This is a genomic window from Candidatus Endomicrobiellum cubanum, assembly GCF_031278955.1.
GTDB lineage: Bacteria > Elusimicrobiota > Endomicrobiia > Endomicrobiales > Endomicrobiaceae > Endomicrobiellum > Endomicrobiellum cubanum.
The window spans coordinates 1-25,679 of the sequence record NZ_JAITJM010000020.1 but is presented as its reverse complement, the minus strand read 5'-3'; the positions used below and the strand labels follow the sequence as shown (position 1 = coordinate 25,679).

Genomic DNA, 25,679 nt, shown 5'->3' with positions numbered 1-25,679 from the left:
CTTACTGTTAATCTCATCGACTCCTATGGCATTGGGGGAAAGTTAGGCCTTACCAATACTAACGGCTCTTATCTCTTCACTAACACTCGTACTGAACTCAAAGTCATTGATAATACTCTTATTTTTACTTTTACTCCTTCTATTGCCCCTTCCCCTGTTGACCCTATTGATCCTATTCCTAATCCTGCCCCTCTACCTGACACGGTTACCCTTGACCCTCAGACCATTACCATATCCCAAGCTGGTTCTGCTAATGTTGCGTTCGTTGCTCAAGGCCTTGATCTTATTACCTGACTTGACCATTATAAGCTTTAATCAAGATACTTCTTAAGTCTTCCATTAAAGGATATACAGGATTTGCTCCAGTACATTGATCATCAAAAGCTTGCTCTACCAACTTATCTAAATTATTATAAAAAGATTTTTCTTCAATACCATATTCTTTTATAGAAAGAGGCAAGTTAATATCTTTTTTAAGTTTTGTTATCGCATTTATTAACAGTTCTAGCTTTTCATCATCATTTTTTCCTCCAAGGTTTAACTCATCTGCAATTTGCCCATACTTTGCTTTTACATTAGGGAATTTATATTGTGGAAAAATTGCTTGCTTTTTTGGACGATCAGTAGCATTGTATCGTATCACCTGATTTATAATTAAAGCATTTGCAATACCGTGAGGAATACTAAATGCCGTTCCTAACTTATGCGCTATAGAATGGCATACACCTAAAAAAGCATTAGCAAAAGCCATGCCTGCAAGAGTTGAAGCATAATGCATTTTTTCTCTTGCAACTGGATCATTTATGCCATATTCATATGAACGCGGTAAATATCTAAATATCAATTTCATAGCCTCTAAAGCAGGTGAATTTGTAAAATTTGTAGCAAGCACAGAAACATATGCCTCAATAGCGTGAGTCAAAGCATCTATTCCTGAAGCAGCACATAAATTTTTAGGCATAGAATCTACAAAGTTTGGATCTATTATTGCCATATTTGGTGTTAGTGAATAATCTGCTATTGGATATTTTATATGAGTTGAATCTTCTCTAATGACAGCAAAAGGCGTAACTTCAGAACCTGTCCCAGAAGTTGTTGGGATTGCAACCATCTGTGCTTTTTCCCCTAGTTCAGAGATATCACAAATTCTTTTTCTAATATCCATAAATCTCATTGCAATATCTTGAAAATTAGTGTCTGGGTATTCGTACATCAACCACATAATCTTTGCAGCATCTATTGGAGAGCCTCCACCAAATGCAATAATAACATCAGGCTGATACACGTTAATTATCAGTAAAGCTTCATCTATGGTACTAAGGGTAGGCTCTGGTTTTACATCAAAAAATATCTGATAGCCGACTTTTATATCTTCTAAAACTTTTGTAATACTATAAATTACTCCGGAATCAAACAAAAACCTGTCAGTAACTATAAATGCACGCTTTTTGCCAACAAGTTCTCGCAAAGCTAAATCTGTTGCTCCTCTTTTAAAATAAATTTTCGGAGGTACTCTAAACCACAGCATATTTTCGCGTCTTTGAGCAACAGTCTTGTAATTTAATAAATGTCTTACTCCAATATTTTCGCTCACAGCATTGCCTCCCCAAGAACCACACCCCAGAGTAAGAGACGGCTCTAGTTTAAAATTATATAAGTCACCTATTGCACCCTGAGATGAAGGAGTGTTTATTAACACGCGCCCTGTATGCAATTTTTCAGCAAAAATATTAATTCTATCTTGTTTTCTTGCGTCAGTATACAAAACAGATGTATGTCCTGCTCCAGCAAGTTCTACTAATTTATAGGCTTTTTCCACTGCATCTTCAAAATTTTCAGCTTTATAAATAGCAATTACAGGGGACAATTTTTCGTAAGCGAAGGCTTCATTTAAACTTATATCTGAAACTTCTCCTGCAAGAATTTTTACATCTTCAGGCACTCTTATGCCAGATAATTGAGCAATTTTATACGCAGATTGTCCAACTATCTGAGAATTTAATTTGCCATTAATGACTATAGTTTTTGCAACTTTAATTTTTTCATTTTTGTTTAGAATATATGCTCCTCTCAAAACTAATTCATCAACAACTTTTTTGTAAACATCTTTTATAATTATTATTGATTGTTCTGAAGCACAAATCATACCGTTGTCAAAAGTTTTAGACATCAAAATGTAAGAAGCTGCCATTTGAATATCTGCAGTTTCGTCAATAATTGCAGGAGTATTACCAGCGCCTACTCCAAGAGCAGGTTTCCCTGAAGAATATGCCGCCTTTACCATCGCAGGCCCTCCTGTTGCAAGTATTGTTGCAACATTTTGATCTGTAATAAGTAAATTTGTAAGCTCTAAAGACGGGATATCTATCCAACCTATAATGTCTTTTGGAGCACCAGCTTTAACGGCAGCAGCTAAAACAATTTTTGCAGCTTCTACAGTGGATTTTTTAGATCTTGGATGAGGAGAAAATATAATACCGTTTCTCGTTTTTAGTGTAATAAGAGACTTAAAAATTGCAGTTGAAGTTGGGTTGGTTGTTGGAACAATACCCGCTATAACTCCTACAGGGTCTGCTACTATTTTAATACCATTTGCTTTATCTTCACTTATGATGCCACAAGTTAGAGCATCTTTATGTTTATTATAAATATATTCGCTAGCAAAATGATTTTTAATAACTTTATCTTCAACAATACCCATACCAGTTTCTTCTACAGCCATTTTTGCTAAAGGAATTCTTGCCTTATTTGCAGCAAGTGCGGCGGCTTTAAAAATAGAATCAACTTGGTCTTGAGTAAAAGTAGCGTAAATTTCTTGCGCTTTTTTTACACGAAGAATAAGCCCTTTTAAAGATTTAGTATTATCTACAATAAAATTATCCATGTTTCGATTAGGATTAACACTTTTAACAATTTCTTTATTTCTTGTTTTAGGCACTTTTATCTCCTATCGAGATCAATCTATATTAACACAAAAGTTTTAACCCTCTCTTAACTTTTTCAAATTTTAAAGATATAAGCTTATATCTTAGATCTATCTTAATCTTGCTATAGTTTTTTAATTAACCGCATCTACAAGACTTTATTTCTCTTATTATATTGAGAATTATCTCATGCATATCACCCTCTAATGCATAAGTAGCTGTTTTCATCATTGTGCAAGAAGAGTCTTTGTTTATTGCAATAATAATATCTGCATTTATACCAATAGTATGCTGAATATGGCCTGATATTCCACAAGCTATATAAACTTTAGGAGAAACTGTCTTGCCTGTTTGCCCTATTTGGTGAGAATAAGGTATCCAGCCAGCATCAATAGCCGCTCTCGAAGCTCCTATTGCCCCTCCTAAAAGATCTGCAAGTTCTTTTAAAAGATTAAAACCCTCCACACTACCAACACCTCTTCCTCCTGCTACAATAATATCTGCATCAGAAATATCTATAGAAGTGCTTTCATCTTTTACAAACCCTAAAAATTTTGTTCTGTTTATTATTGTCTTAACATCTACTTTAAAATCAACAATTTCACCTATTTTCCCTTCTTCCAGTTTAGCTTCTTTAAAAACCTTATGTCTAACTGTAGACATTTGAGGACGATGTTGAGGAGTTACAATAGAAGCCATAATGTTGCCACCAAAAGCAGGTCTAGTTTGTTTTAAATTTCTTGTTTGAGGGTCTATTTCTAAAGAGATACAATCTGCTGTAAGACCTGTTTTAATCTTGGCTGCAATCCTAGGGGCAAAAGAACGTCCTATATCTGTAGCACCTATTAAAATAATTTCAGGTTTTTCTTTTTCTATCAATTGAGAAAAAACCGATACATAAGGTTCATCTTGAAATTCAAGAAGAATAGGATCGTCACAAACATAAACTTTATCCGCACCTCTATTAATGAATTCTTGCGCTTTTGCCTTAATATTATCGCCAATTAAAACAACACTAACAGTTGTTCCTAACTCTTTTGCAAGATGTTTTCCTTTATTTAAAAGTTCATATGATACTTTATGAATGACTCCATGCCTTTGCTCTGCATAAATCCAAACACCTTTATAAAGACTCTTGTCAATACTTGTTGCTAGAGTATCTAGTTTTATTTCTATTGCATTAAATTTACAAGTTTGATTACAAATTCCACAATAAGTGCATTTATTTAAATCTATTTTAGCAAGCATAAGTTTTTTAGGATGCTCTGGCCTTTCAACCATAGAAATCGCGCTAAAAGGACAAGATTTAGCACACATTTGGCACCCAACACATTTTTCACTTATTATATTAATAGTACTTGCCATTTTAAAAAACTCCCGTTTTTAACAAAGTGAAAAACTAGTTTATAGTTCACTTTTTATAACCAACTTTATATTACTCCAAGATCCGATAACCTTTTAACTATATTAGCAGCAATATCTTTTGCTTGTCCTACAAACTTTTCTCCGCCCGTTCTTTGTGGAGGATTAAATATATTTACAATTTGTGTAGGAGATCCATCTAATCCAATTTTTTTTATATCAGCTCCAATAGAAATAGCATCAAGACTCTTAATAATAGCTTTTTTTGCAAGCATCTTCCCTTTAAGAGATGCCATTCTTGGATTATTTATTTCTTTTACAACCGTAAGTAAAACTGGAAGAGAACTTTCTATTAAATCATATCCATCTTCCATCATTCTCTCTACTTTAATAGAAACATCATCTATAACTTCAATTTTTTTAACACAAGAAACATGCGGTATATTAAGCATCTCTGCTATACCCGGACCAACTTGAGCAGTATCTCCATCGGCAGCTTGTTTTCCACAAATTATAATACTATAATTTCCTATTGTCTTTATGGCAGTGGATAAAGTATAAGAGGTTGCCAAAGTGTCTGCTCCGCCAAATGCTGTATCACTTATTAAAACAGCTTCATCTGCGCCTCTAGCAATAGCTTCCCTTAACGCAGATTCTGCCTGTGGAGGTCCCATAGTTATAGCAGTTACTTTACCTCCAAACTTCTCTTTAAGTTTTACGCCTTCTTCTATAGCGTATTCATCATAAGGATTTATTATAGACTCTATGCCATCTCTTTTAAGCCTACCTGTTTGGGGATCAATCTGTACATTTTCTGTATTAGGCACTTGCTTAATACAAACAATTATATTCATTTTTTCTCCACATCTACCAATATATGAGATTTATCTAAAATCCTTAACGCATATCTTTACTTATGATTTTTTGGTACTGTTACGTTAAAAAACTTGCACTTATCACCAGATACTCGTTTTTAACTTCCTTTATCAAAAAACTCACAACATTTATATGCTTTAGAGGATTTAGTCTCACATAGGCAAAAATCTACTTTGTTTTTGCTGCAGACTCTTTTATAAGGTTAAGAGCAATTTCGTTTTTCTGGATTTGACTTGTCCCTTCATAAAGAGTTGTTATTTTTGCATCTCTCATCATTTTCTCTACAGGATATTCTCTAGAATACCCGTATCCACCAAGAATTTGTACTGCATTTGTTGTAACTTTCATAGCAACTTCTGAACAAAAAAGTTTAGCCATTGCAGATTCTTTACTTGTACGCTTTGAAGTACCTGCATCTATCATTCTTGCAGAAGCATAAAGCAATGCCCTTGCAGCTTCTACTTCTGTAGCCATATCTGCAAGCATATGTTGTATGCCTTGGAAAGAAGCTATAGGTTGACCAAATTGCACTCTTTTTCTGGCATAGTCCACAGCTTCATCTAACGCACCAGCTGCTATACCAAGAGCTTGGGCTGCTACACCAGGACGAGAATTATCTAAAGTAGCTTGGGCTATCATTAAGCCATGCCCTTCTTTTCCCAATACATTATCTTTGTGTACTTTACAATCTTTAAATATAAGCTCTCTTGTAGAAGATGCTTTGATACCCATTTTCTTTTCTTTTTTACCAAACTCAAAACCGGGAGTACCTTTTTCTACTATAAAACAAGATATCCCTCTTGCACCTTTTGAAGGATTAGTTTTTGCAAAAATAGTGTACGTCTCTGCATCCCCTCCATTAGTTATAAAACATTTTGTACCATTTAAAACATAATAATCGCCGTCTTTAATTGCAGTGGTATTCATACCAGTAGCGTCAGAACCTGCACTAGCTTCAGTTAAACCAAAAGCTGCAAGCTTTTTACCAGAAGCAATGTCTAGTAAATATTTTTTCTTTTGATCTTCGTTTCCAGCTATAAGTATTGGAAGCGTTCCAAGCGCTGTTGCAGCAAGCGAAAGAGCAATTGCCCCATCAACTTTACAAAGCTCTTCAACAACAAGAACAAGTCCCATTATCCCTTTACCAAAACCACCATATTCTTCAGGTATATAAACACCACACAAATCAGCTTGAGCGAATTCTTTTACAATCTCCCACGGAAATTCTTCTTTTTCATCGTAATGTTCTCTAACAGGTTTCATTTTTTCTACTGCTATGTTTCTAGCAGTTTCAACCATCATTTGTTCTTCTTCAGACAACATATAGTTCATTACCATAACTTTTAACCTCTTTTAATAAAATCTATCGGCGTAAATACTGCTTACCAAACACTATTTACGTCGAGCGACTCTTTATGTTTTTTAAAGCTTTTTGAGCAGCAACTTGATGAGCTTCTTTTTTAGAATTTCCAATGCCGTTACCTAAAAGCTTACTATTTATAAGTACAACAGCTTCAAATTTTTTATTGTGGTCAGGACCGAACTCTTTTATTATCTTATAATCTGGAAATTTTTTATATAATTTTTGAGTAAGTTCTTGAAGCTTACTTTTATAATCTGTTACTACTATTTCTTTTTTAGAATTCAAAAATTTTAAAACAAACTTCTTTGCGTTTTCAAAACCACCATCTAAATAAATAGCTCCTACAATAGCTTCAAAAACATCACAAAGCAAACCTTCTCTCTCTCTAGATTCTTTTGTATCATCACTCTTTCCTAAAAAAATATAATCACCCAAATTTATTTCTTGCGACCAAACACTTAAATTAGGAGCAGAAACTACCTGAGCTTTTAATTGAGATAATTTACCTTCACTCTCAGTAGGATAACGTACGTATAAAGTTTCTGCTACAATAGCTGACAAAATACTATCTCCCAAAAACTCCATACGCTCATTACAATTTTTTTGCCCTACTTGTGAGGCATAAGATCTGTGAGTTAGTGCTATTATTAAGACTTCAAGATTATCGAATGAATATTCAATAATCTTTTGAAGTTTTAATATTTTTTCACTTAACATATTTTTTTATTACTATAGTTGCGTTATGACCACCAAACCCTAGAGAATTTGAAATAGCACAAGTTATAGCTTGCTCTCTTGCTATATTTGGTACATAGTCCAAATCACATTCTGGATCAGGAGTTTGATAATTGATAGTCGGCGGTATAAAACCCTCTTGCATAGCAAGGGCTGTGGCAACAAGTTCAACTCCAGCCGCACCACCTAAAAGATGACCTGTCATAGATTTTGTAGACGAAACTGGTATATTGTAAGCTCTATTACCAAAAACTTTTTTTATTGCAAAAGTTTCAATTCTATCATTCATAGCTGTAGAGGTACCATGTGCATTTATATAGTCAACTTCTTCTTTAGAAATACAAGCATCACAAATAGCCTTTTCTATAGCCATAATAGCACCCTTTCCTTCAGGCTCTGGAGCGGTTATATGATACGCATCATCAGATGCACCATAGCCTAAAAGTTCAGCATATATTTTTGCTCCTCTATTTAAAGCATGTTCTAGAGTTTCAAGAACAACAATACCTGCCCCCTCTCCCATAACAAAACCATCTCTATCCTTATCAAAAGGACGAGACGCCTTAAGAGGTTCATCATTTCTTTGAGAAAGAGCTTTTATAGAACAAAAACCTGCAACTCCTAACGGAGTAATAGCACCTTCAGAGCCGCCTGCAATTATTATGTCAGCATCTAGACTTCTTATAAGTTTTAAACTATCTCCTATAGCGTGGTTAGACGAAGCACAGGCACTTGTAACTGAATAGTTTGGACCAGTAAAACCATATTTAATAGCTATTTCTCCTGGCAACATATTTGTAATTATCATAGGAATTAAAAAAGGGCTTACTCGTCTAGGCCCTTTTGCAAGCAAAGCTTGCTCTTCTTCTTCAATTACATCCAAACCACCTATGCCTGTCCCTGTTATGACACCAATTCTTGATAAGTCTTCTTTAGATAAATCTAGACCAGAATCTTCTATTGCCATCTTTGCAGCTGCAAAGCCAAACTGCGTAAACTTCGCCATTTTTTTTATATTTTTTTTATCTATAAATTGTTCTGGGTTAAAGTTTTTAACGGTAGCCGCAAATTTTGTAGTATACACACTCGTATCAAAAAAATCTATTGTACTAGCACCAGATTTACCTTCTTTTAAAGCTGTAGTAAACTCAGGCAAACCTATACCTATAGGTGTAACTACTCCCATGCCGGTTATAACTATTCTTTTATTCATTTTTATGCCTTACTTTGCAGCATGAACCTTAATATAATCTATAGCATTTCCTACGGTTTGAATTTTTTCTGCTTCTTCATCCGGAATTTCAATCCCAAACTCTTCTTCAAAAGCCATAACAAGCTCTACTGTATCTAAAGAATCTGCTCCCAAATCGTTTACAAATGATGCGCCTGTCACAACTTCAGCAGGATCTACACCCAATTGCTCAACAATAATCTCTTTTACTCTAGCTTCAAAATCTGCCATTTTACGTCCTCCTTTATTTTTTAATATTTGCGATTGCGCAATTTTTTTACATGTACATCCCACCGTTAACTGCTAAAACATGCCCTGTTATATAAGAAGAATCATCACTTGCAAAAAATAGCGCTGCTTTTGCTATATCAGAAGCTTCTCCAAGTCTTGCTAAAGGTATATTGTCAGACATAGCCTTCTTTTGTTCTTCAGTAAGTTTATCTGTCATAGCTGTACGTATAAATCCTGGAGCAATAGCATTTACTAAAATATTTCTTGATGCAAACTCTCTTGCGCAAGTCTTTGTCATAGCAATAACTCCGCCTTTAGTTGCAGAATAATTTATCTGTCCGGCATTGCCCATCTGCCCAACAACAGAAGCTATATTTATTATTCTACCCTGCCTTGCTTTAAGCATAGACTTACTTACAGCTTTTATACAATTAAATACACCCTTTAAATTGACGGCAATTACAGCGTCCCACTCAGCTTCTGTCATCCTTAAAACAAGATTATCTTTTGTTATTCCTGCATTATTGGTTAGTATATCTATTTTGGAAAATTTGTCAAGAGTAGTTTTAATTAAAGAATCACATTCTTCAAATTTTGCAACATTGCATGCAGCAGATATAGTTTCAACACCATATTTTGATTTTATTTCTTCTGCTGTTTTTAAAGCAGCTTCTGCATTAATATCTGAAATTACACTACTAGCACCCTCAGACGCAAAAGTCTCAGCTATGGATCTACCTATCCCCTGAGCAGAACCTGTAATAACAGCAACTTTTCCTTGAAGTTTCATTTATTTAATTCCTCCAATGCTTTTTGTAAACTTATACTGTCTTCAATGTTTAAAGATTTCTTTGTTTTATCAATCCTTCTTAAGAGTCCAGACAAAACTCTTCCAGGCCCAAGTTCTAAAAATTTTTCAAATCCTAGCAAGATCATATTTTGCATTATCTCATCCCACTTAACTGGACTTTTTATTTGAGCTACAAGTTTTTCTTTTATTTGACATATATCTTTTGTAAGTTGAGCATCACAATTTGTGTACACCCCAAAAGAAGGATTATTAAAATTATATTTTTTCAATTCCTGTTCCATTTTATTTGAAGCAGACTCCATAAAAGAAGAATGAAAAGGACCTGAAACATTCAATACAACAGTTTTTATAGCGCCAGATTCGTTTGCAAGATCTATAGCTTTATTTACTGCATTAGAAGTACCTGCTATAACTATTTGCCCTGGAGAGTTAAAATTAACAGCTTCACACACACCATAAGAAGAAACTTTGGAGCAAATATCTAAAACTTGTTCTTTTTGCATACCTAAAATTGCAGCCATTATGCCAGGGTTTTGACAAGAAGCTTCTTGAATAAATTTTCCTCTAGCTTTTACCATTTCTAAACCATCTTTAAAACTAAAAAACTCTGCTGCGCATAGTGCACAATATTCACCAAGAGAATGCCCTGCAGCAACAAACTCAGATTTTGAAAAATCATAATTAGATTTAAAAACTTCAAAAACAGCCATAGAAACAGTAAATATTGCAGGTTGAGCATATTTAGTAAGTTTTAATTTTTCTTCTGATCCATTAAAAATAACGTCTTTTATATCATCACCTGCTAAATCTATAATTTCTTTTGCTTTAGGATATTTTTCATAAAGATCTCTACCCATACCAACTGTTTGAGAGCCTTGACCTGGAAACATTAACGCTATCTTTGGCATTTATAACCTCTAGTTTAAAGGGTCTGTCTAAAAACCCTATTGTGTAATAATTACTACAATTTTTTGACAATATAAAGCAGAAAAGACAGGAATTGTTGTTCCATAAACACAAGTTTTTTTAATACACTGTAAGTAACACAGGTGTGTTTAACGTAGCAGTATCAAAAAAGGCACATCAAAAATATGCGTTAAGATTTTTAGAGAGACCTTAAACCCTTAACACTGTAGCTCCCCACGTAAAACCACCACCAAAAGCTATAAGTTCAACTAAGTCCCCTTTATTTAACTTTCCTGTTTTTATAGCCTCATCTAAAGCTGTAATAGTAGTTGCAGACGAAATATTCCCGGTTTTATAAATATTAACAAAAACTTTCTCCATAGGAATACCCATCTTCTTTGCAACAGCTTCAATTATTCTCATATTTGCTTGATGAGGAATAAAGAGTTTTATATCATCTAAATTTTTTCCTGAAAATTCTAAAGCTTTTTGAGCAGCAAATGCCATTTTAGGTATAGCTGTTTTAAAAACTTCTTTCCCTTGCATTTTTATTGAATGTAATTTCCCATTTACAGTTTCAACGGTGGATGGGTTCACACTTCCACCACCAGGCATCAAAAGCAAATCAGCATAAGAGCCATCTGCACCTAAAAAAGTAGACAAAACATTGTCATCTTGTTGTGAAGCAGATAAAATCATAGCGCCTGCTCCATCTCCAAATAGAACACATGTATTCCTGTCAGTCCAATCTGTAATTTTAGAAAGCTCTTCTGCACCTATCAATAAAACAGTCTTATAAAGCCCAGACTCTATAAACGCTTTTGCAGTGGCAATTCCATAAACAAACCCGCTACAAGCTGCAGATAAATCAAAAGCAGGAACTGAGTTCAATCCCAATTTTTTCTGTAAAAAACAAGCTGTTGAAGGAAAAAACATATCTGGAGTAATTGTAGCTACTAAAACTAAATCTATTTCTTCAGGTTTGATATTTGCAGATTTTATAGCTTCTAAAGAAGCTTTATATGCAAGATCAGAAGTAAATTCACCATCAGCTGCTATCCTTCTTTCCTTTATTCCAGTTCTTGTACTTATCCATTCATCAGAAGTTTCAACAATTTGTTCTAAGTCAGTATTAGTAAGTACTTTATCTGGAAAATATGAACCTGTACCTAAAATTTTAACACCAAGTTTTTTATTCATTATTCTATAACCTTATTATACTTTGCTATAGCTTCTTTTATTTCATAAACAAGATTCTGCTCCACAGCTCTTACCCCTGCAAAAATTGCATTTTTTACAGCTTTTGCATTAGAACTCCCATGCCCTACTATGCTAATTCCATTCACCCCTAAAAGAGGAGCTCCGCCAATTTCTGTATAATCAACACTTTTCCTTAAATCTTTTATGGCAAGCCATAAGAATGGCAAAGACGCCCAAGCAAAAGGATGCTTTTTTAAAGCTTTTTTGATCAATTTTAAAATCATCTCAGAAAGACCTTCTCCAAATTTTAAAATAACGTTTCCAACAAACCCATCACATATAACTACATCTGCTTTGGATCTTGGAATATCTCTACCTTCTACGTTGCCTATAAAATTTAAATCAGTTTTTTTTAAAAGTTCAAAAGTAGCAACAGAAAGAGCATTGCCTTTTGTAGGTTCTTCTCCAACAGAAACCAACCCTACTCTTGGTCTTTTTATTCCAACAATTTTTTCATAAAATAAGCTGGCCATTATAGCAAACTGAAGTAAATACTCTGGCTTACAATCTACATTAGCCCCCATATCAGCAAGTATGCAATTACCTTCCATTGTTGGGAAAAAAGTAGATATAGCAGGCCTTAAAACACCTTCTATTCTTTTTAAATAAAAAAGAGCCGCTGCCATAACTGCTCCTGAATTACCAATTGAAACAAATGCATCTGCCTTGCCACTAGCAACAAGATTTGCGCAAATAGACAAAGATGAATTTCGTTTCTGGCGAACAGCTTTTACAGGATGTTCATCCATAGCAATAACTTCATCAGCATTAATTATTTCAATATTAAGAGACTTTAAATTATATTTTTTACTGTGTTTACGCATTTCATCAAGAATAGATTGTTCTTGACCTACAAGTAAAATTTTATGATTAGCTTGTTTTGCAGCTAAAATCGCACCTTCAACAGTCGATACCGGTGCAAAATCTCCGCCCATTGCATCCAGTGCAATTATCATTTTGCTTGTGCCTCTTCTTGAGCATTTTCAGATTTTTGTGCTTTTTTGACTTTCTTAGGCACAATTAGAACTCCCTTATAAAAACCACATTCAGGACATACTTTATGAGGCATTTTTGCCGCACCACAATTTGAACATTTACTCGAATTTGGAGCATCTAATTTTGAATTTGCTGATCTTCTACAATCCCTACGATGTGGGGTATGTTTCCTTTTTGGATTTGGCATCTTTACTTCCTCCGATATTTATTTAACAATTCTTTCCATCTTTCTTTACTACAATCATTATATTCATCAACGCAAGAACAAGAATAATCTTTTCGATTATGTTTACCACAAATTTTGCATATACCCAAACAATCATCATTACAAACAGGTTTTGATGGCATCTCAAGAAGTATCAACTGTCTAACTTCCTCACTAACATCAACACAACCTTCTTTAACATCCATATTTATATTAATAGGAATTTCTAAAGGATGGCTATAAACTTCAAGACAAAGAGAACACTGCTGTTCAATAAAACCTGCTACCTTGCCTTTTACATATACTTTAGAATCAGCAATTTTAATAGCTTTAAAAGATACGCTTATATTTATTTGATAACCAATATCTCTTGTATACTTACATTTATTTATTTCTACTATATCTTTTTTTAAAAAGTCAGACAACTTTATAACTAATTCTTTCATAACAATATTTTCTAATTATACGATGTCATTTGTATATTTGTCAACACTGCTTTAGAGTCTCTAGCAATCATTAACTCTTCATTAGTAGGTATAATCATAACCTTAACTTTTGAAGATTCTGTAGAAATAAACCGTTCACTACTAGAATGTCTAGCATTCTCGTGCAAATCTATTTCTATCCCCAATACACTTAAATTTTTACATACATTTTCTCTTACCGGAAAAGAATTCTCTCCTATGCCTGCTGTAAAAACTAAAGCATCTATACCATTTAAAATTCCAAAATAAGCACCTATGTATTTTTTTATACTATGACAAAGCATTTCAAAAGCTAAAGAAGCTCTTTTGTTACCCCTTTCTATGGCTTTTAAAATATCTCTCATATCACCAGAAACACCAGAAATTCCTATTAATCCACTTTCTTGATTTGTTAATTTATTTAAAGCAACTGCATCTTTATATTGTGGGTATTTATTTATTATGTAAGTAATAATTGCAGGATCAATATTTCCACACCTAGTTGCCATCATAACACCTTCTAAAGGAGTAAAGCCCATAGAAGTATCTATAACTTTTCCCTGTTTAATAGCAGCAATACTACTTCCTGCTCCCAAATGCGCAGTTATCAAGTTGATCTCACTTAGTGGCTTATTTAACATTTCAGCTGCTCTTTGCGAAACATAACTATGAGAAGTCCCATGAAAACCATATCTTCTTATATGATCTTTTTTGAAAAATTCATAAGGTAACGCGTACATATAAGCATAGTCTGGCATAGTTTGATGGAATGCCGTATCAAAAACTAAAACAGAAGGTACACCTATAAGCATCTTTTCAACAGCTTCAATACCAGCATAATGAGCACCCATATGAAGAGGTGCCATTGAAAAACAATTTTTTAAGTCTTTTTTTACTTCATTTGTAACCAAAACTGATTTATAAAATTTATCCCCGCCATGAACTATCCTATGCCCAATAACAGAAATCTCGCTAACATCTGAAATTACTTTATTTAAAAGATCTTTTATTATAAGCTCTACTGCTTGATTATGATTTGAAACCTTTACAACTTCTTTTCTTCCTTGAATATTTTCTACATGTCTTGTATAAAAGGCCTCTTGTAACCCTATACATTCAACAATACCCCAAGCAAGCTTCTTTTCACTTTGCATTTCAAAAAGAGTGTACTTAACAGATGATGACCCACAATTTAACACCAATATTTTCACTATTAAACTCCCGTTTTATAGTTGGGTTTCTCTGGAAAACTGGTTACAAATAAAAAAATCAACCTGCTTAGCAACTGATTCTATAGTATTTCAGATACATTGTCAAATTATATCGTCAATAAACTTTGTGGTAGCTCAGTAAAGATGTACATCAAGGTTTTTAGAGAAACCTTTCTATCATTAATTTACATAACTTTTTTAAATTCTAAAGATTGGACATCTTTTTTTGAAACATCTACTGATATAACATCTCCTTCTTTAAAATCTCCTAAAATAATTTTTGACGAAAGAGGATTTAATAAGTATGTTTGTATTGCTCTTTTTAAAGGCCTTGCTCCAAAAACAGGATCATAACCTTTTAAAGACAAAAAGTCTTTTGCTTTATCTGTCAAATTAACGTTTATTTTTCGCAACAAAAGACGTTCTTGTAATGTTTTAATTTGAATATCTATAATTTTATTTAATTCGCTAGAATTTAAATTTTTAAATATTATTATTTCATCAATTCTATTTAAAAATTCTGGTCTAAAAAAAGTACGTAATTCTTGATTTATATTAATTTTAATTTCTTCATCATCTTTCCCTGGCTGAATATATTGAGAACCTATATTTGATGTCATAATGATAACTGTATTTTTAAAATCAACTGTTGTTCCTTGTCCATCTGTAACTCTACCATCATCAAATAACTGAAGCATAACGTTAAAAACTTCCGTGCTTGCTTTTTCAACCTCATCAAACAAAACAACACAATAAGGTCTTCTTCTTACAGCTTCTGTAAGCTGACCTCCTTCTTCAAAACCAACATATCCCGGAGGCGCACCTATAAGACGCGAAACGCTATGTTTTTCCATGTATTCTGACATATCAATTCTTACTATATTTTTCTCATCGTCGAACAAAAGTTCTGCTAAAGCTTTTGCAAGTTCTGTTTTACCAACGCCCGTAGGTCCCAAAAACAAAAATGAGCCTATAGGTCTATTTGGGTCTGAAATCCCAGACCGTGAACGCCTTACAGCATTAGATATAGCAGTTATTGCTTCATCTTGACCGATAACCCTGTTATGTAGACTGGATTCCAATTTGAGAAGTTTTTGAATTTCACTTTGCATCATACGACTAACTGGAACACCTGTCCATTTACTAACAACTTGAGCAATGTCGTCTTCGTCAACTTCTTCCTTTAACATCCTTTTTTCTTTTTGAAGATTTAAAAGTTTTTTGTTTTCTTCTTCAAGCTGTTTGTGCATATTTGGAATTTCTCCATAACGAATTTCTGCAACTAAATTTAAGTCCCCATTCCTTTCGGCTTTTTGCTCTTCAATTTTTATATTTTCTATCTTTTCTTTTAGCTGTCTTATTTGTGAAATACAATTTTTCTCTTTTTCCCAATGGACTTTCATATCAGCAGATTCATGTTTTAGCTTATCTATATCTTTTTGAAGATTTAAAAGCCGTTCTTTAGACGCAGAATCAGTTTCTTTTTTTACAGCTTGTTTTTCTATTTCAAGTTGCCTCATTTTACGTTCAATAGAATCTAGTTCTGTAGGCATAGAATCTATCTCTATCCTGAGTCTACTTGCAGATTCGTCAATTAAATCTATTGCTTTATCTGGCAAATGTCTATCTGTTAGATATCTTGCACTTAGCGTTGCAGCTGCTACTAATGCAGAATCTTTTATCTTTACACCATGATGTACTTCATATTTTTCTTTTATTCCTCTTAAGATTGCTATTGTATCTTCAACAGATGGTTCTCCTGCAAAAATCGGCTGAAAACGTCTCTCTAGGGCAGCGTCTTTTTCAATATATTTTTTATACTCATCTAAAGTTGTAGCTCCAACAAGACGTAGCTCTCCTCTAGCAAGCATAGGTTTTAACATATTGGCCGCATCAACTGCTCCCTCAGAAGCTCCAGCGCCTACTATTGTATGTAACTCATCTATAAATAAAATTATAGTTCCACTTGCGTTTTGAATCTCTTTTAAAACAGCTTTAAGTCTATCTTCAAATTCTCCTCTATATTTAGCTCCAGCTATTAATGATCCTAGGTCTAAAGAGATAATTCTTTTATTTTTCAAACTTTCCGGGATATCGCCTGAAACTATTCGTTGTGCAAGTCCTTCAACTATTGCAGTTTTACCAACGCCCGGCTCGCCGATTATAACAGGATTATTTTTTGTTCTTCTAGACAAAACTTGTACACATCTACGTATTTCTTCGTCCCTACCTATAACAGGGTCTAGTTTCCCTTTTTTAGCTAAATCTGTTAAGTCTTTTCCATATTTTTCTAAAGCTTGGTACTTATCTTCTGGATTTTGGTCCCTAACATGTTGATCACCTCTAATACTTACAAGAACTTTTAAAATAGTATCTTTTGAAATACCGTATTTTTTTAATATTTTAGAAGAAGTTTCTGCGGTCTCTTCTGCAATCGAAATTAATAAATGTTCTGTTGAAACAAAATCATCCTTCAAGCTTTTGGCAACTTTCTGTGAATTATTTAAAATTTTGTTTAAACTTGAAGATAAAAATAGATTACCTCCTGAGACCTTCGGTCTTTTTTCAATATCAGAAAGCACTTCCCTGTATATGCTTGAAAATAACATTTCTTCTTGGCCAGTAGCGGCAATCTTTTTAATTATTGCTCCAACTGTTCCATCTTGTTGTTTAACTAATGCATACAATAAATGTTCTGGGGTTATTTCTTGATTTCCATAATCTTGAGCTATATTTTGAGCGTCCACTAAAGCTTCTTGAGATTTAACAGTAAACTTAGAAATATCCATTATTTATCCTCCTATAAAATATACATTTAAACTTATTTCTTTGTATTGAATATGGACTGTAAGTCTATCAAAAAGTTTTTCACATACTCAACCGTATTTTCATTAGTTATATTTTTTATTAATTTAAACGCATAATTCTTACCAGAAATAAACTCTATTTTATTTGAATAATTATTTATTAGCTTTGTAATATCTAATTTAGAAAAATCTAAAGTTTCAAAAAAGTATATATATAAATATTTACTATCTTCAGAAATTCTCTCTACTCCTATTTTTTGAGCTAAAAGTCTTAGTTTAGCTATACTTAGCAACATTTTCGTTTCTTGTGGAATTTTGCCAAAACGGTCTAAAAGTTCAGAACGTATATTTTCTATTGTTTCCTGATTATCTGCATCTGAAAGCTTTCTATAAAATAAAATTCTTATATCATCTTGAGGAATATAATCTTGTGTAATTAGCGCATTAACTTGTAAATCTATACTTGCGTTTTCTCTATCATCTATTTCTGTAATATTCCCATCGCCCTTAAGTTTATTGCCTTCCTCTTTTAGAAGTTTAGAAAACATATCATACCCTATATCTCTTACAAAACCATGCTGACTTTTAGACAAAATACCGCCCGCACCTCTAATTTCCAAATCTTTTAATGCAAGCCTAAACCCAGAACCTAATTCACTGAAATCTTTCATGGCTTCAAGTCTTTTAGTTGCTTCATCACTTAACTTTTTATCCTTATACAACAAATAACAATAAGCTTTTTGCCTATTTCGACCAATTCTCCCTCTTAATTGATAAAGTTGAGAAAGTCCAAAGTTTTCTGCTTCTTCTACTATCATAGTGTTTACTGATGGAATATCAAGTCCTGATTCTACTATTGTAGTAGCAATTAAACCATCCAGTTCTAAATTTATAAATTTCCACATTATATTTTCTATATCTCTAGCCTGCAGCTGCCCATGAATAATACCAAGTTTGATATCTGGAACAAGTTTTTTGATACTGTCAGCTTTTGTTAAAATTGTTTCAACTTTATTGTATACATAAAAGAACTGACCATTTCTTGACAACTCAGCCTCAATAATATTTTTTATTAAAATATCATCATATAGTGCAAGGCTTGTTTCTATAGGAAGACGCCCATACGGAGGCGTCTCTATTAATGATAAATCTCTAAACCCAGACAATGCAGAAGATAATGTTCGTGGAATAGGAGTTGCTGAAAGTAATAAAATATCTATGTGTTTCTTTAAAGATTTAATTTTTTCTTTTTGTTTAACTCCAAATCTATGTTCTTCATCAACTATTAAAAGCCCTAAATCTTTAAATTCTATATCTTTCTGTAATAGTCTATGCGTACCAATAATTATATCTACTGCACCATTTTTAAGATCTTCTATTATCTTTTCTTGAGCATACTTAGTTTGAAACCTACTTAAAACAACAATGTTGGTTGGAAACATGGACAATCTATTGGAAAAAGTATTGTAATCTTGCTGAGCTAAAACTGTTGTTGGTACAAGCACAGCAACTTGTTTACCATGCGTCACCACTTTGAAAGCAGCCCTTAATGCTACTTCAGTTTTTCCATACCCAACATCTCCACAAATCAGTCTTTCCATAGGATAATTTTTAGAAAAATCATCTTTTATATCTTCTATAGCCTTTAATTGATCTTGAGTTTCTTCATAAGGAAAAGAATCTGCTAACTCCTTTTCCCAAGTTGTTTGTTTTTCTAAAGGAAGCCTTTTAATTAAACTTCTCTGTGCGTAAAGTTCTAAAAGCTCTTTAGCAAATTTTGCAGCAGCTTCACGCACTCTAGACTTTATTCTCTCCCAAGAAAGAGTATCCATAGAATATAATTTAGGCTTAACTCCCTCTATACCTATATACTTTTTTACTGTTTTTATTTCTTCAGGAGGAACATAAAGTCTGTCTGAGTTTTTATATTCTATACATAAATACTCACTAGTGCTATTTTGTCTTGAAATCGTTTTTAGTCCAACGTAACGACCTATCCCATATCTTTCATGAACTACATAGTCCCCTTGCGAAATTTCCCAAATTCCCTCTAAACGCCTACCTTCTTTTACCTTTGGAAAATTTACAGGTCTTTTTTTATAAAGCATTTGCCTACTAGAAATAAATACTGTTCTTAAAGTATCTAAATAAAAACCTTCTGACAAATTGCCATACAAAAATTCAATATCTTTATAATTTAGCCTACTATCATGTAAAATATCTAAAATACGCCTTTTTTCGCCATCGTTAGCATAATAGATTTTAATTTTAATGTTATCATCTAAAAAATTTTTTAACGATTTTACAAAAAAATTTGTATCTCCTTGAAAACCAACAAAACTTTTATAGCCCATATATTTTGACTGTACATTTAACGGGTCGTTTATAAGAAACTCACATTTGTTAAATTGCTTGTCTACTTTTTTATCAATTGCATAATCAAAATATATTACTGTTTCACTTCCTTTATTCTTATAAAAGAAATAGTCTTTTATAGTAAAATTGGACTTAGGAATATTTATAGGAAGTATATGAACATTTTCTAAAGCAACATTTGAAAGCTGAGTAGCAGGTTCGAAATATCTTAAAGATTCAATATTGTCATATTCAAAGACAAGTCTTATTGGCATATCTAAAGATAGAGGCCATATATCTACAATTTCACCTCTAACTGAAAATTGCAGTTTATCTTCTACAAAATTTGTTCTTGTATATCCGGAAGATACTAAAGATAATATAAATGTATTTAAATCATACTCTTTTCCTTTCCAAACTTTAACCCCTAGATTATCCTCAGGATTAGAAACTTCCATGTTTATTGAATTATCAGTTGCACAAACAATAAAATTGTTCAGCGTTTTTATCTTTTCTATAGTAACAATTCTTGCTTGTGTGTCATCATATGGAAATAAAAAAATATCAATACTATCTTTAAAAAAACATTTTAAATTGTCATAAAAAGAATTTAATTCTTCAGCTTTGACAAAAGTAAAGATATGAAGGCTAGCGCTGTTTAGGCTTTTTAGTTGAGTAATATGCCTAAACAAAAAATGTGCTTTTGCAGATGCGTTAATGCCAGATAAGTAAGTTACCATAAATGTAAATTTAATCGATTTTTAAAAATCAGAAATACTAGAGCTAGTATATTAAGACTAGCTCTAGTAATGTCGTAATCAGAACTATTAATTATATCAATAGTTTGAGCAAAAACAATACAATGGGTTAATAAGCTACTTCTTTTTTCATTAAATTCGATCAAGTCACATTTTAATGCGAATCCTGACTTGACCAATCTTATGGAAAAAGAAGAAGTTACTCATAAAAAAATTACTCTTACGAAACAGAAAAGGACAAACTAGACTTTGACTTTTTTTATATATATTTTAGTATATATATTTCTTTCTTAATTTTTGCAATTTTGCTTTATCTTCTTTTGAAAATTCTGCAACTAGAACTTTTCCTTTATTCGTTTCTATACCAACAATATCAACCTCAAATTTTGTTAAATCTGGGACTCTTACTTTTGCCCACTGTCCAAAACTATTTAAGTCAATCTCATAAGTCTCTTTAGTTCCGCTAGGTAACTCCTTTGGCATATCATATTTAAAAGTACCCTCAAATATTACTTCGCCTGTCTTATGTGATATAAGTCTACCTCTACAAAAAACAGTTATAATAGGCGTACTGGACTTATTTTCCACAGTAATTTCTGCTATAGAAATAGGTACCGTATCGGGCGTATACTGTTTATAAAACTTTGCTTGTAAAACTCTTACTCCAGAAATTTCTTTTTGAACAAGTTTGACTTGAGTTTTCTTTTGTTCCAACGATACTAAATTATTTAACTCTTGATAAGACTTTTTTCTACGAACTTCAGATCCATAAAAACGATCATAAGTATAGTAAGTCTCTCCGTACCCCTCTTCAGCAGCTTGCTCATATAAAGGGCCATATGGAAAATCCCAATAGTAATCTAAAGCATAAGGTCTACCTGTGCCATCATACGTTTCAGAAATATTTGAGAAAACATCGACCTGTTCTTTCTTTTTAGATTTTGTATCTGCAGAAGAAACAATTCCAAATAAAATAAGAAACATAAAAACAAGTGTAATCTTTTTCATAAATAAATACCTCTTATTATTTTACAAATCAATGTTTAAAATGGCGCATTCCTGTCAGTATCATTGCTATGTTTCTATAATTTGCAGCTTTTATTGAATCATTATCTTTTATAGAGCCCCCTGGTTGTACTATTGCAGTAACATTAACTTTAAAAGCTTCCTCAACAACGTCTGGAAACGGGAAAAAAGCATCTGAAGCAAGCACTAGAGGTTTTTTATTTTCATCTAAACCGTGTTTTACTTCCCTCATCTTTTCAACTGCAATTTTTAAAGAATCTATTCGACTCATTTGTCCAGCACCTATTCCAACTGTTTGCAATCCTCTTACTAAAACAATAGCATTTGATTTTACATGTTTTGCAACTTTCCATGCAAACTCTAAAGAGCTGTTTTCTTCTTCTGTAGGACTTCTTTTTGTCATAACTTTTATTTCAAATATAAGACTATTGTCTTTATCTTGCACTAACATTCCGCTAGAAATTGCTCTATATTCTACAACATCATTCTCTTTTTTGTAAGATATATCCTGTTTAAGGAGCCTAATATTCTTTTTCTGCGTTAAAATGTCTAAAGCTTCCTTAGAATAATCGCAAGCAATAATACACTCAACAAAAAGTCTACTTACTTCTTGCGCAAGTATAGAGTCTACAGATCTATTAAAAGCAATTATACTGCCAAAAGCACTCATAGGATCACAGGAAAATGCTTTTAAATAGGAATCTTGCAAATCTCTGCCTTGGGCACAACCACACGGATTATTGTGTTTTATAATTACACAAGCAGGTTTTCCAAATTCATGCACCAAGCGCCAAGCAGATTCTAAATCTAAATAATTATTATATGACAGTTCTTTACCATGGAGTTGCTTGGCAGATATTACAGCAGACTTATTTTTTTCAGTTTCATTTGAGTACACTGCTGCACACTGATGAGGATTTTCTCCATATCTTAAATTCGAGACTTTTTTTAACGGTATAGTCAATTGGTCTGGAAACTTCTCGTATGTCAAATAAGTAGAAATTAGAGAATCATAATAAGCTGTATGTCTAAAAGCTTTAGCTGCTAAAATCAATTTTAAACTGTATAACGATGAACTGTTTTTTAAACTGTCTATAACTAAACTATAGTCGTTTTTATCACAAATAACTAAAACATCTTTATAGTTTTTAGATGCAGCCCTTAAAAGAGACACTCCTCCAATGTCTATATTTTCTATAACTTCTTGGTTTATATTTTTGTCGTGTGGTTTTTCTATATTATTTATTACGGATTCAAAAGGATATAAATTTACCACCACCATATCTATTGTATCTATACCATATTTTTTCAATTGATTTAAATGTTCTCGGTTATTCCTAATAGCTAAAATGCCGCCATATATTTTAGGATTCAAAGTTTTAACTCTCCCATCTAAAATCTCAGGGAAATTTGTAATATCTGATATTTCTTTACATTCTATAGAATGTTCTCTTAAAACTTTCGCCGTACCTCCGCTAGAAATTATGTTCCAGCCTATAGTTTTTAATTCTTTTGCAAATTCTATAACACCAGTTTTACAAGACACACTAATTAAAGCTGTAGGCATATTAAAAATTATCTCCTGATTTTTAAATTGAATCACAATCTATATTATTCTTGATTGCCCTTGAAATATCTTCAAAGGCAAATCCTCTTCTTAAAAAAAACGAAATAACTTTTTTTGTTTCATTTTTATCTTTATTATTAAAATTTTTAAATTTAGTTTTTAATATTTTCAAAATAACCTCAAAAGACTCACCTTCTTCTTTAATCTTTTCTAAAGTTTCCTTAATTAAATCTTTTTCAATTCCTTGCTTTTCAAGTTCTGCTTTAATTAAAAATGCACCTTTACCTTTTTTATATAAATATAATGCATAATTTTTAGCATAATTATCATCGTTTATATAATTTAACTCTTTTAATCTTGTAAGAGCTTTGTTTGCAATATCTGTATTATAGCCTTTCTGGATAAGTTTTTCTCTTAAGGAATTTTCACTATAAGCTTTCTTTGAAAGTAGCTTTAAAGAGTCAAACATAACTTTGTTTGATTTGTCATAAGAAATCAACTCATTATAATCGTTTTCTAAAATACTGATGCCTGGCCTTAAAGAAAATTTAACTATAGTATCTGAAAAAACTATTAAACTATCTCCATTTTCGAAATATAGTTTAAACATGTTTTTATTAACATGCATTTTTTCTATTTTTTTAATTAATATTTTCATCTTCATACCATCAATAGTTTACTAAAGTATATTCCCTAGACCCTAAACCCAAATCTTGAGCATACTGTAACTGTACAATAGGATTTATTTGAGGATAAATTTCTTTAAAAAAGTTTTTACCATAAGATTTGTTTATCAAATCATAACTCGCTTGATCAACTGCAACAGGGTCTGCCCCTGCTACAATACCAACATCTTCCATCAACGGATTATTTTTAGGCACAGAAAAACAATCACAGTATTTGCTGATATGATTTAAAAAGTTTACATATGAACCCTTCTTGTCTTTTAAAACACCTGCTGCATACTCAACTATTTTTTCTTGGACACCTACTGAATCTTCATTCCATTTTAATCCAAACACTTTAAACGCACAATTTACTATACATTGTCCACAACCAACACATTTTTTTTTATCCATAACTACTTTTTTTTCTATAAGAGTTAAAGCTTTTTGATAACAGTGCTTAACACAGTTGCCGCACCCTATACAATGTTTTTGATCTAGGGTAGGTTTACAAGAATGATGCATGGCATATTTACCAGCTTTACTACCACACCCCATACCTATATTTTTTAAAGCACCCCCAAAACCTGTTAGTTCATGCCCTTTAAAATGACTCATAAATATAAAGCCATCTGCACTACATATCTCTTGAGCTATTGCAACAGTTTTAAAATGTTTTAAATTTACTTCAACTTGTACTTGCACATCTCCTCTTAAGCCATCTGCAATTATTATAGGACAACCACAAACATCAATTGTAAACCCGTGCTTATGAGCTATAATCTGATGGTGGTAAGCATCAGCCCTTTTACCTACATAAATTGTACTTGCATCTGTTAAAAAAGGGTATGCTGTTTTTTCTCTAATAATTTCCACGACTGGTAAGACATACTTCGGATCAATATGTCCTTTATTATTCTCTTCACCAAAATGTACTTTTATAGCAATAAAGTTTCTAGCTTTTATATGCCCAAAAATTCTAGAAGCTTTTAAATAATTATACAACTCATTGCACCTATTCCAAGGAAGAAAATAAACTTTACTAGGCATATTATGCTCCTTAAACTAAAAAATTATCTTCCATATTTCTCTAATTTTTTTAAAGTAATTTCAAAATCTTTTGGCAACAAAGTTTTAAATTTTTTTTCTTCGTTTGTGTCAGGAATTTTTAAAGTTAAAGACTCTAAATGAAGTGTTAACCTAGAAATAAGAGGGCGTTCTTGTTGCCATTTTTTAGGTTTATATCTACGTTTTAATGAAGATAATAAAATAGGTTCATTAACACCATATTGGGCATCTACAGCAAGAGGATTACCCATACTCCAAAAATGTAATCTTAGTTGGCGTTTAACACTTGTAATAGGGAAAGCCTCTACTAAAGTATAACTTTTAAAACGCTCTAAAACCTTAAATTTTGTAATAGCCTCTTGTCCTGTTATATCTATAGAAACATCATCTTTTAAAACCAATAGGGGCTTATTAATTTCTCCATTGTCATCTTGAACACAACCAGACAATAAAGCTATATATTTCTTAACTACTGTTTTGTTCTTAAACTGTTCTATTATATGTTTATAAGATTTCTCATTTTTTGCAAAAACCACGCTTCCACTAACGTCTACATCAAGACTATGTATAGGCAATATCTTTTGAGCAATTTGTTTACTTAAAATACCTAAAACTGTTTTTGCTTCATTTACACTACATTGCGCAATTGCATATATGCCAGAAGTTTTGTTTACAACTATAATATCTTCATTCTCATAAATTATCTCTATTTCTTGTTTCATTTAATAGTAACACCCTATTATATTTTCACAGCAAACTTTTTGACTTGAGTTTTTGCGGAATCAGATTTTATAGTTATAAAATAAACACCAGGAGCAACTTTATCTCCTTTCTCATTTCTCAAGTCCCATCTAAGTA

General features: G+C 32.4%; 22 protein-coding genes. 1 reads left to right on the top strand and 21 read right to left on the bottom strand.

Annotation, left to right across the window (positions count from 1 at the left end):
• Positions 1-294: hypothetical protein (locus LBD57_RS01880; protein WP_373469648.1), on the top strand; the 294-nt coding region annotated here is incomplete at its 5' end.
• Here LBD57_RS01880 and adhE read toward each other — a convergent pair.
• The 21 genes from adhE to LBD57_RS01775 all read right to left on the bottom strand — a co-directional run bounded on the left by adhE (position 287) and on the right by LBD57_RS01775 (position 25,543).
• Positions 287-2,884: a bifunctional acetaldehyde-CoA/alcohol dehydrogenase gene (gene adhE, locus LBD57_RS01875; RefSeq protein ID WP_373469650.1), complete on the bottom strand. Its 2,598-nt coding sequence runs from the start codon at positions 2,882-2,884 to the stop codon at positions 287-289. The genes LBD57_RS01880 and adhE overlap by 8 nt on opposite strands.
• A gap of 178 nt (positions 2,885-3,062) precedes the next feature.
• A complete protein-coding gene (locus tag LBD57_RS01870; RefSeq protein WP_373469647.1) occupies positions 3,063-4,289 on the bottom strand; it encodes an electron transfer flavoprotein subunit alpha in 1,227 nt (408 codons plus the stop codon).
• A gap of 65 nt (positions 4,290-4,354) precedes the next feature.
• Positions 4,355-5,140, bottom strand: coding sequence for an electron transfer flavoprotein subunit beta (locus LBD57_RS01865; protein ID WP_373469646.1), 786 nt, complete (start codon positions 5,138-5,140; stop codon positions 4,355-4,357).
• Between the two features lie 190 nt (positions 5,141-5,330).
• Entirely contained in the window at positions 5,331-6,494 is a 1,164-nt protein-coding gene (locus LBD57_RS01860; protein ID WP_373469649.1) for an acyl-CoA dehydrogenase family protein, read from the bottom strand.
• A 64-nt stretch (positions 6,495-6,558) separates the two neighbouring features.
• Positions 6,559-7,242 (bottom strand): ribonuclease III, encoded by a 684-nt coding sequence (rnc, locus tag LBD57_RS01855; protein WP_373469645.1) that lies wholly within the window; start codon positions 7,240-7,242, stop codon positions 6,559-6,561.
• A complete protein-coding gene (fabF, locus tag LBD57_RS01850) occupies positions 7,232-8,473 on the bottom strand; it encodes a beta-ketoacyl-ACP synthase II (RefSeq protein ID WP_373469644.1) in 1,242 nt (413 codons plus the stop codon). Before fabF ends, rnc begins: the two co-directional genes overlap by 11 nt.
• 9 nt (positions 8,474-8,482) lie before the next feature.
• Positions 8,483-8,722 (bottom strand): acyl carrier protein, encoded by a 240-nt coding sequence (acpP, locus tag LBD57_RS01845; protein WP_373469643.1) that lies wholly within the window; start codon positions 8,720-8,722, stop codon positions 8,483-8,485.
• Positions 8,723-8,768: 46 nt separating this feature from the next.
• On the bottom strand, positions 8,769-9,512 hold the full coding sequence (gene fabG, locus LBD57_RS01840) for a 3-oxoacyl-[acyl-carrier-protein] reductase (RefSeq protein ID WP_373469642.1): 744 nt from the start codon (positions 9,510-9,512) through the stop codon (positions 8,769-8,771).
• Complete coding sequence (gene fabD / locus LBD57_RS01835; RefSeq protein WP_373469641.1) at positions 9,509-10,441, bottom strand: ACP S-malonyltransferase; 933 nt, start codon at positions 10,439-10,441, stop codon at positions 9,509-9,511. Before fabD ends, fabG begins: the two co-directional genes overlap by 4 nt.
• 208 nt (positions 10,442-10,649) lie before the next feature.
• Positions 10,650-11,639 carry a beta-ketoacyl-ACP synthase III gene (locus tag LBD57_RS01830; protein ID WP_373469640.1) on the bottom strand — a complete coding sequence of 330 codons (990 nt, stop codon included), beginning with the start codon at positions 11,637-11,639 and terminating at the stop codon, positions 10,650-10,652.
• Entirely contained in the window at positions 11,639-12,655 is a 1,017-nt protein-coding gene (gene plsX / locus LBD57_RS01825; RefSeq protein ID WP_373469639.1) for a phosphate acyltransferase PlsX, read from the bottom strand. The genes LBD57_RS01830 and plsX overlap by 1 nt, the downstream gene beginning before the upstream one ends.
• On the bottom strand, positions 12,652-12,882 hold the full coding sequence (gene rpmF / locus LBD57_RS01820; protein ID WP_373469638.1) for a 50S ribosomal protein L32: 231 nt from the start codon (positions 12,880-12,882) through the stop codon (positions 12,652-12,654). Before rpmF ends, plsX begins: the two co-directional genes overlap by 4 nt.
• Before the next feature lie 2 nt (positions 12,883-12,884).
• Entirely contained in the window at positions 12,885-13,346 is a 462-nt protein-coding gene (locus LBD57_RS01815) for a DUF177 domain-containing protein (protein ID WP_373469637.1), read from the bottom strand.
• Positions 13,347-13,357: 11 nt separating this feature from the next.
• Positions 13,358-14,575, bottom strand: a complete 1,218-nt coding sequence (locus LBD57_RS01810; RefSeq protein ID WP_373469636.1) for an acetate/propionate family kinase — start codon at positions 14,573-14,575, stop codon at positions 13,358-13,360.
• A gap of 185 nt (positions 14,576-14,760) precedes the next feature.
• On the bottom strand, positions 14,761-17,364 hold the full coding sequence (gene clpB / locus LBD57_RS01805) for an ATP-dependent chaperone ClpB (protein ID WP_373469635.1): 2,604 nt from the start codon (positions 17,362-17,364) through the stop codon (positions 14,761-14,763).
• Positions 17,365-17,396: 32 nt separating this feature from the next.
• Positions 17,397-20,477 carry a transcription-repair coupling factor gene (gene mfd, locus LBD57_RS01800; RefSeq protein WP_373469634.1) on the bottom strand — a complete coding sequence of 1,027 codons (3,081 nt, stop codon included), beginning with the start codon at positions 20,475-20,477 and terminating at the stop codon, positions 17,397-17,399.
• Positions 20,478-20,765: 288 nt separating this feature from the next.
• The gene (locus tag LBD57_RS01795) at positions 20,766-21,503 is read right to left on the bottom strand and encodes a hypothetical protein (RefSeq protein ID WP_373469633.1); all 738 of its coding nucleotides are present in this window, start codon (positions 21,501-21,503) and stop codon (positions 20,766-20,768) included.
• Positions 21,504-21,531: 28 nt separating this feature from the next.
• Entirely contained in the window at positions 21,532-23,088 is a 1,557-nt protein-coding gene (gene purH / locus LBD57_RS01790) for a bifunctional phosphoribosylaminoimidazolecarboxamide formyltransferase/IMP cyclohydrolase (protein WP_373469632.1), read from the bottom strand.
• A 22-nt stretch (positions 23,089-23,110) separates the two neighbouring features.
• On the bottom strand, positions 23,111-23,746 hold the full coding sequence (locus tag LBD57_RS01785) for a regulatory protein RecX (protein ID WP_373469631.1): 636 nt from the start codon (positions 23,744-23,746) through the stop codon (positions 23,111-23,113).
• Positions 23,747-23,756: 10 nt separating this feature from the next.
• Complete coding sequence (locus tag LBD57_RS01780; protein ID WP_373469630.1) at positions 23,757-24,803, bottom strand: DUF362 domain-containing protein; 1,047 nt, start codon at positions 24,801-24,803, stop codon at positions 23,757-23,759.
• A 23-nt stretch (positions 24,804-24,826) separates the two neighbouring features.
• Entirely contained in the window at positions 24,827-25,543 is a 717-nt protein-coding gene (locus LBD57_RS01775; protein ID WP_373469629.1) for an RluA family pseudouridine synthase, read from the bottom strand.
• Positions 25,544-25,679: the final 136 nt, after the last annotated feature.

Excerpts from the sequence above, each read along its gene's own strand:
- adhE (WP_373469650.1), bottom strand. The coding sequence starts at position 2,884 with ATGGATAATTTTATTGTAGATAATACTAAATCTTTAAAAGGGCTTATT.
- LBD57_RS01870 (WP_373469647.1), bottom strand. The coding sequence starts at position 4,289 with ATGGCAAGTACTATTAATATAATAAGTGAAAAATGTGTTGGGTGCCAA.
- LBD57_RS01865 (WP_373469646.1), bottom strand. The coding sequence starts at position 5,140 with ATGAATATAATTGTTTGTATTAAGCAAGTGCCTAATACAGAAAATGTA.
- LBD57_RS01860 (WP_373469649.1), bottom strand. The coding sequence starts at position 6,494 with ATGAACTATATGTTGTCTGAAGAAGAACAAATGATGGTTGAAACTGCT.
- rnc (WP_373469645.1), bottom strand. The coding sequence starts at position 7,242 with ATGTTAAGTGAAAAAATATTAAAACTTCAAAAGATTATTGAATATTCA.
- fabF (WP_373469644.1), bottom strand. The coding sequence starts at position 8,473 with ATGAATAAAAGAATAGTTATAACCGGCATGGGAGTAGTTACACCTATA.
- acpP (WP_373469643.1), bottom strand. The coding sequence starts at position 8,722 with ATGGCAGATTTTGAAGCTAGAGTAAAAGAGATTATTGTTGAGCAATTG.
- fabG (WP_373469642.1), bottom strand. The coding sequence starts at position 9,512 with ATGAAACTTCAAGGAAAAGTTGCTGTTATTACAGGTTCTGCTCAGGGG.
- fabD (WP_373469641.1), bottom strand. The coding sequence starts at position 10,441 with ATGCCAAAGATAGCGTTAATGTTTCCAGGTCAAGGCTCTCAAACAGTT.
- LBD57_RS01830 (WP_373469640.1), bottom strand. The coding sequence starts at position 11,639 with ATGAATAAAAAACTTGGTGTTAAAATTTTAGGTACAGGTTCATATTTT.
- plsX (WP_373469639.1), bottom strand. The coding sequence starts at position 12,655 with ATGATAATTGCACTGGATGCAATGGGCGGAGATTTTGCACCGGTATCG.
- rpmF (WP_373469638.1), bottom strand. The coding sequence starts at position 12,882 with ATGCCAAATCCAAAAAGGAAACATACCCCACATCGTAGGGATTGTAGA.
- LBD57_RS01815 (WP_373469637.1), bottom strand. The coding sequence starts at position 13,346 with ATGAAAGAATTAGTTATAAAGTTGTCTGACTTTTTAAAAAAAGATATA.
- clpB (WP_373469635.1), bottom strand. The coding sequence starts at position 17,364 with ATGGATATTTCTAAGTTTACTGTTAAATCTCAAGAAGCTTTAGTGGAC.
- mfd (WP_373469634.1), bottom strand. The coding sequence starts at position 20,477 with ATGGTAACTTACTTATCTGGCATTAACGCATCTGCAAAAGCACATTTT.
- LBD57_RS01795 (WP_373469633.1), bottom strand. The coding sequence starts at position 21,503 with ATGAAAAAGATTACACTTGTTTTTATGTTTCTTATTTTATTTGGAATT.
- purH (WP_373469632.1), bottom strand. The coding sequence starts at position 23,088 with ATGCCTACAGCTTTAATTAGTGTGTCTTGTAAAACTGGTGTTATAGAA.
- LBD57_RS01785 (WP_373469631.1), bottom strand. The coding sequence starts at position 23,746 with ATGAAAATATTAATTAAAAAAATAGAAAAAATGCATGTTAATAAAAAC.
- LBD57_RS01780 (WP_373469630.1), bottom strand. The coding sequence starts at position 24,803 with ATGCCTAGTAAAGTTTATTTTCTTCCTTGGAATAGGTGCAATGAGTTG.
- LBD57_RS01775 (WP_373469629.1), bottom strand. The coding sequence starts at position 25,543 with ATGAAACAAGAAATAGAGATAATTTATGAGAATGAAGATATTATAGTT.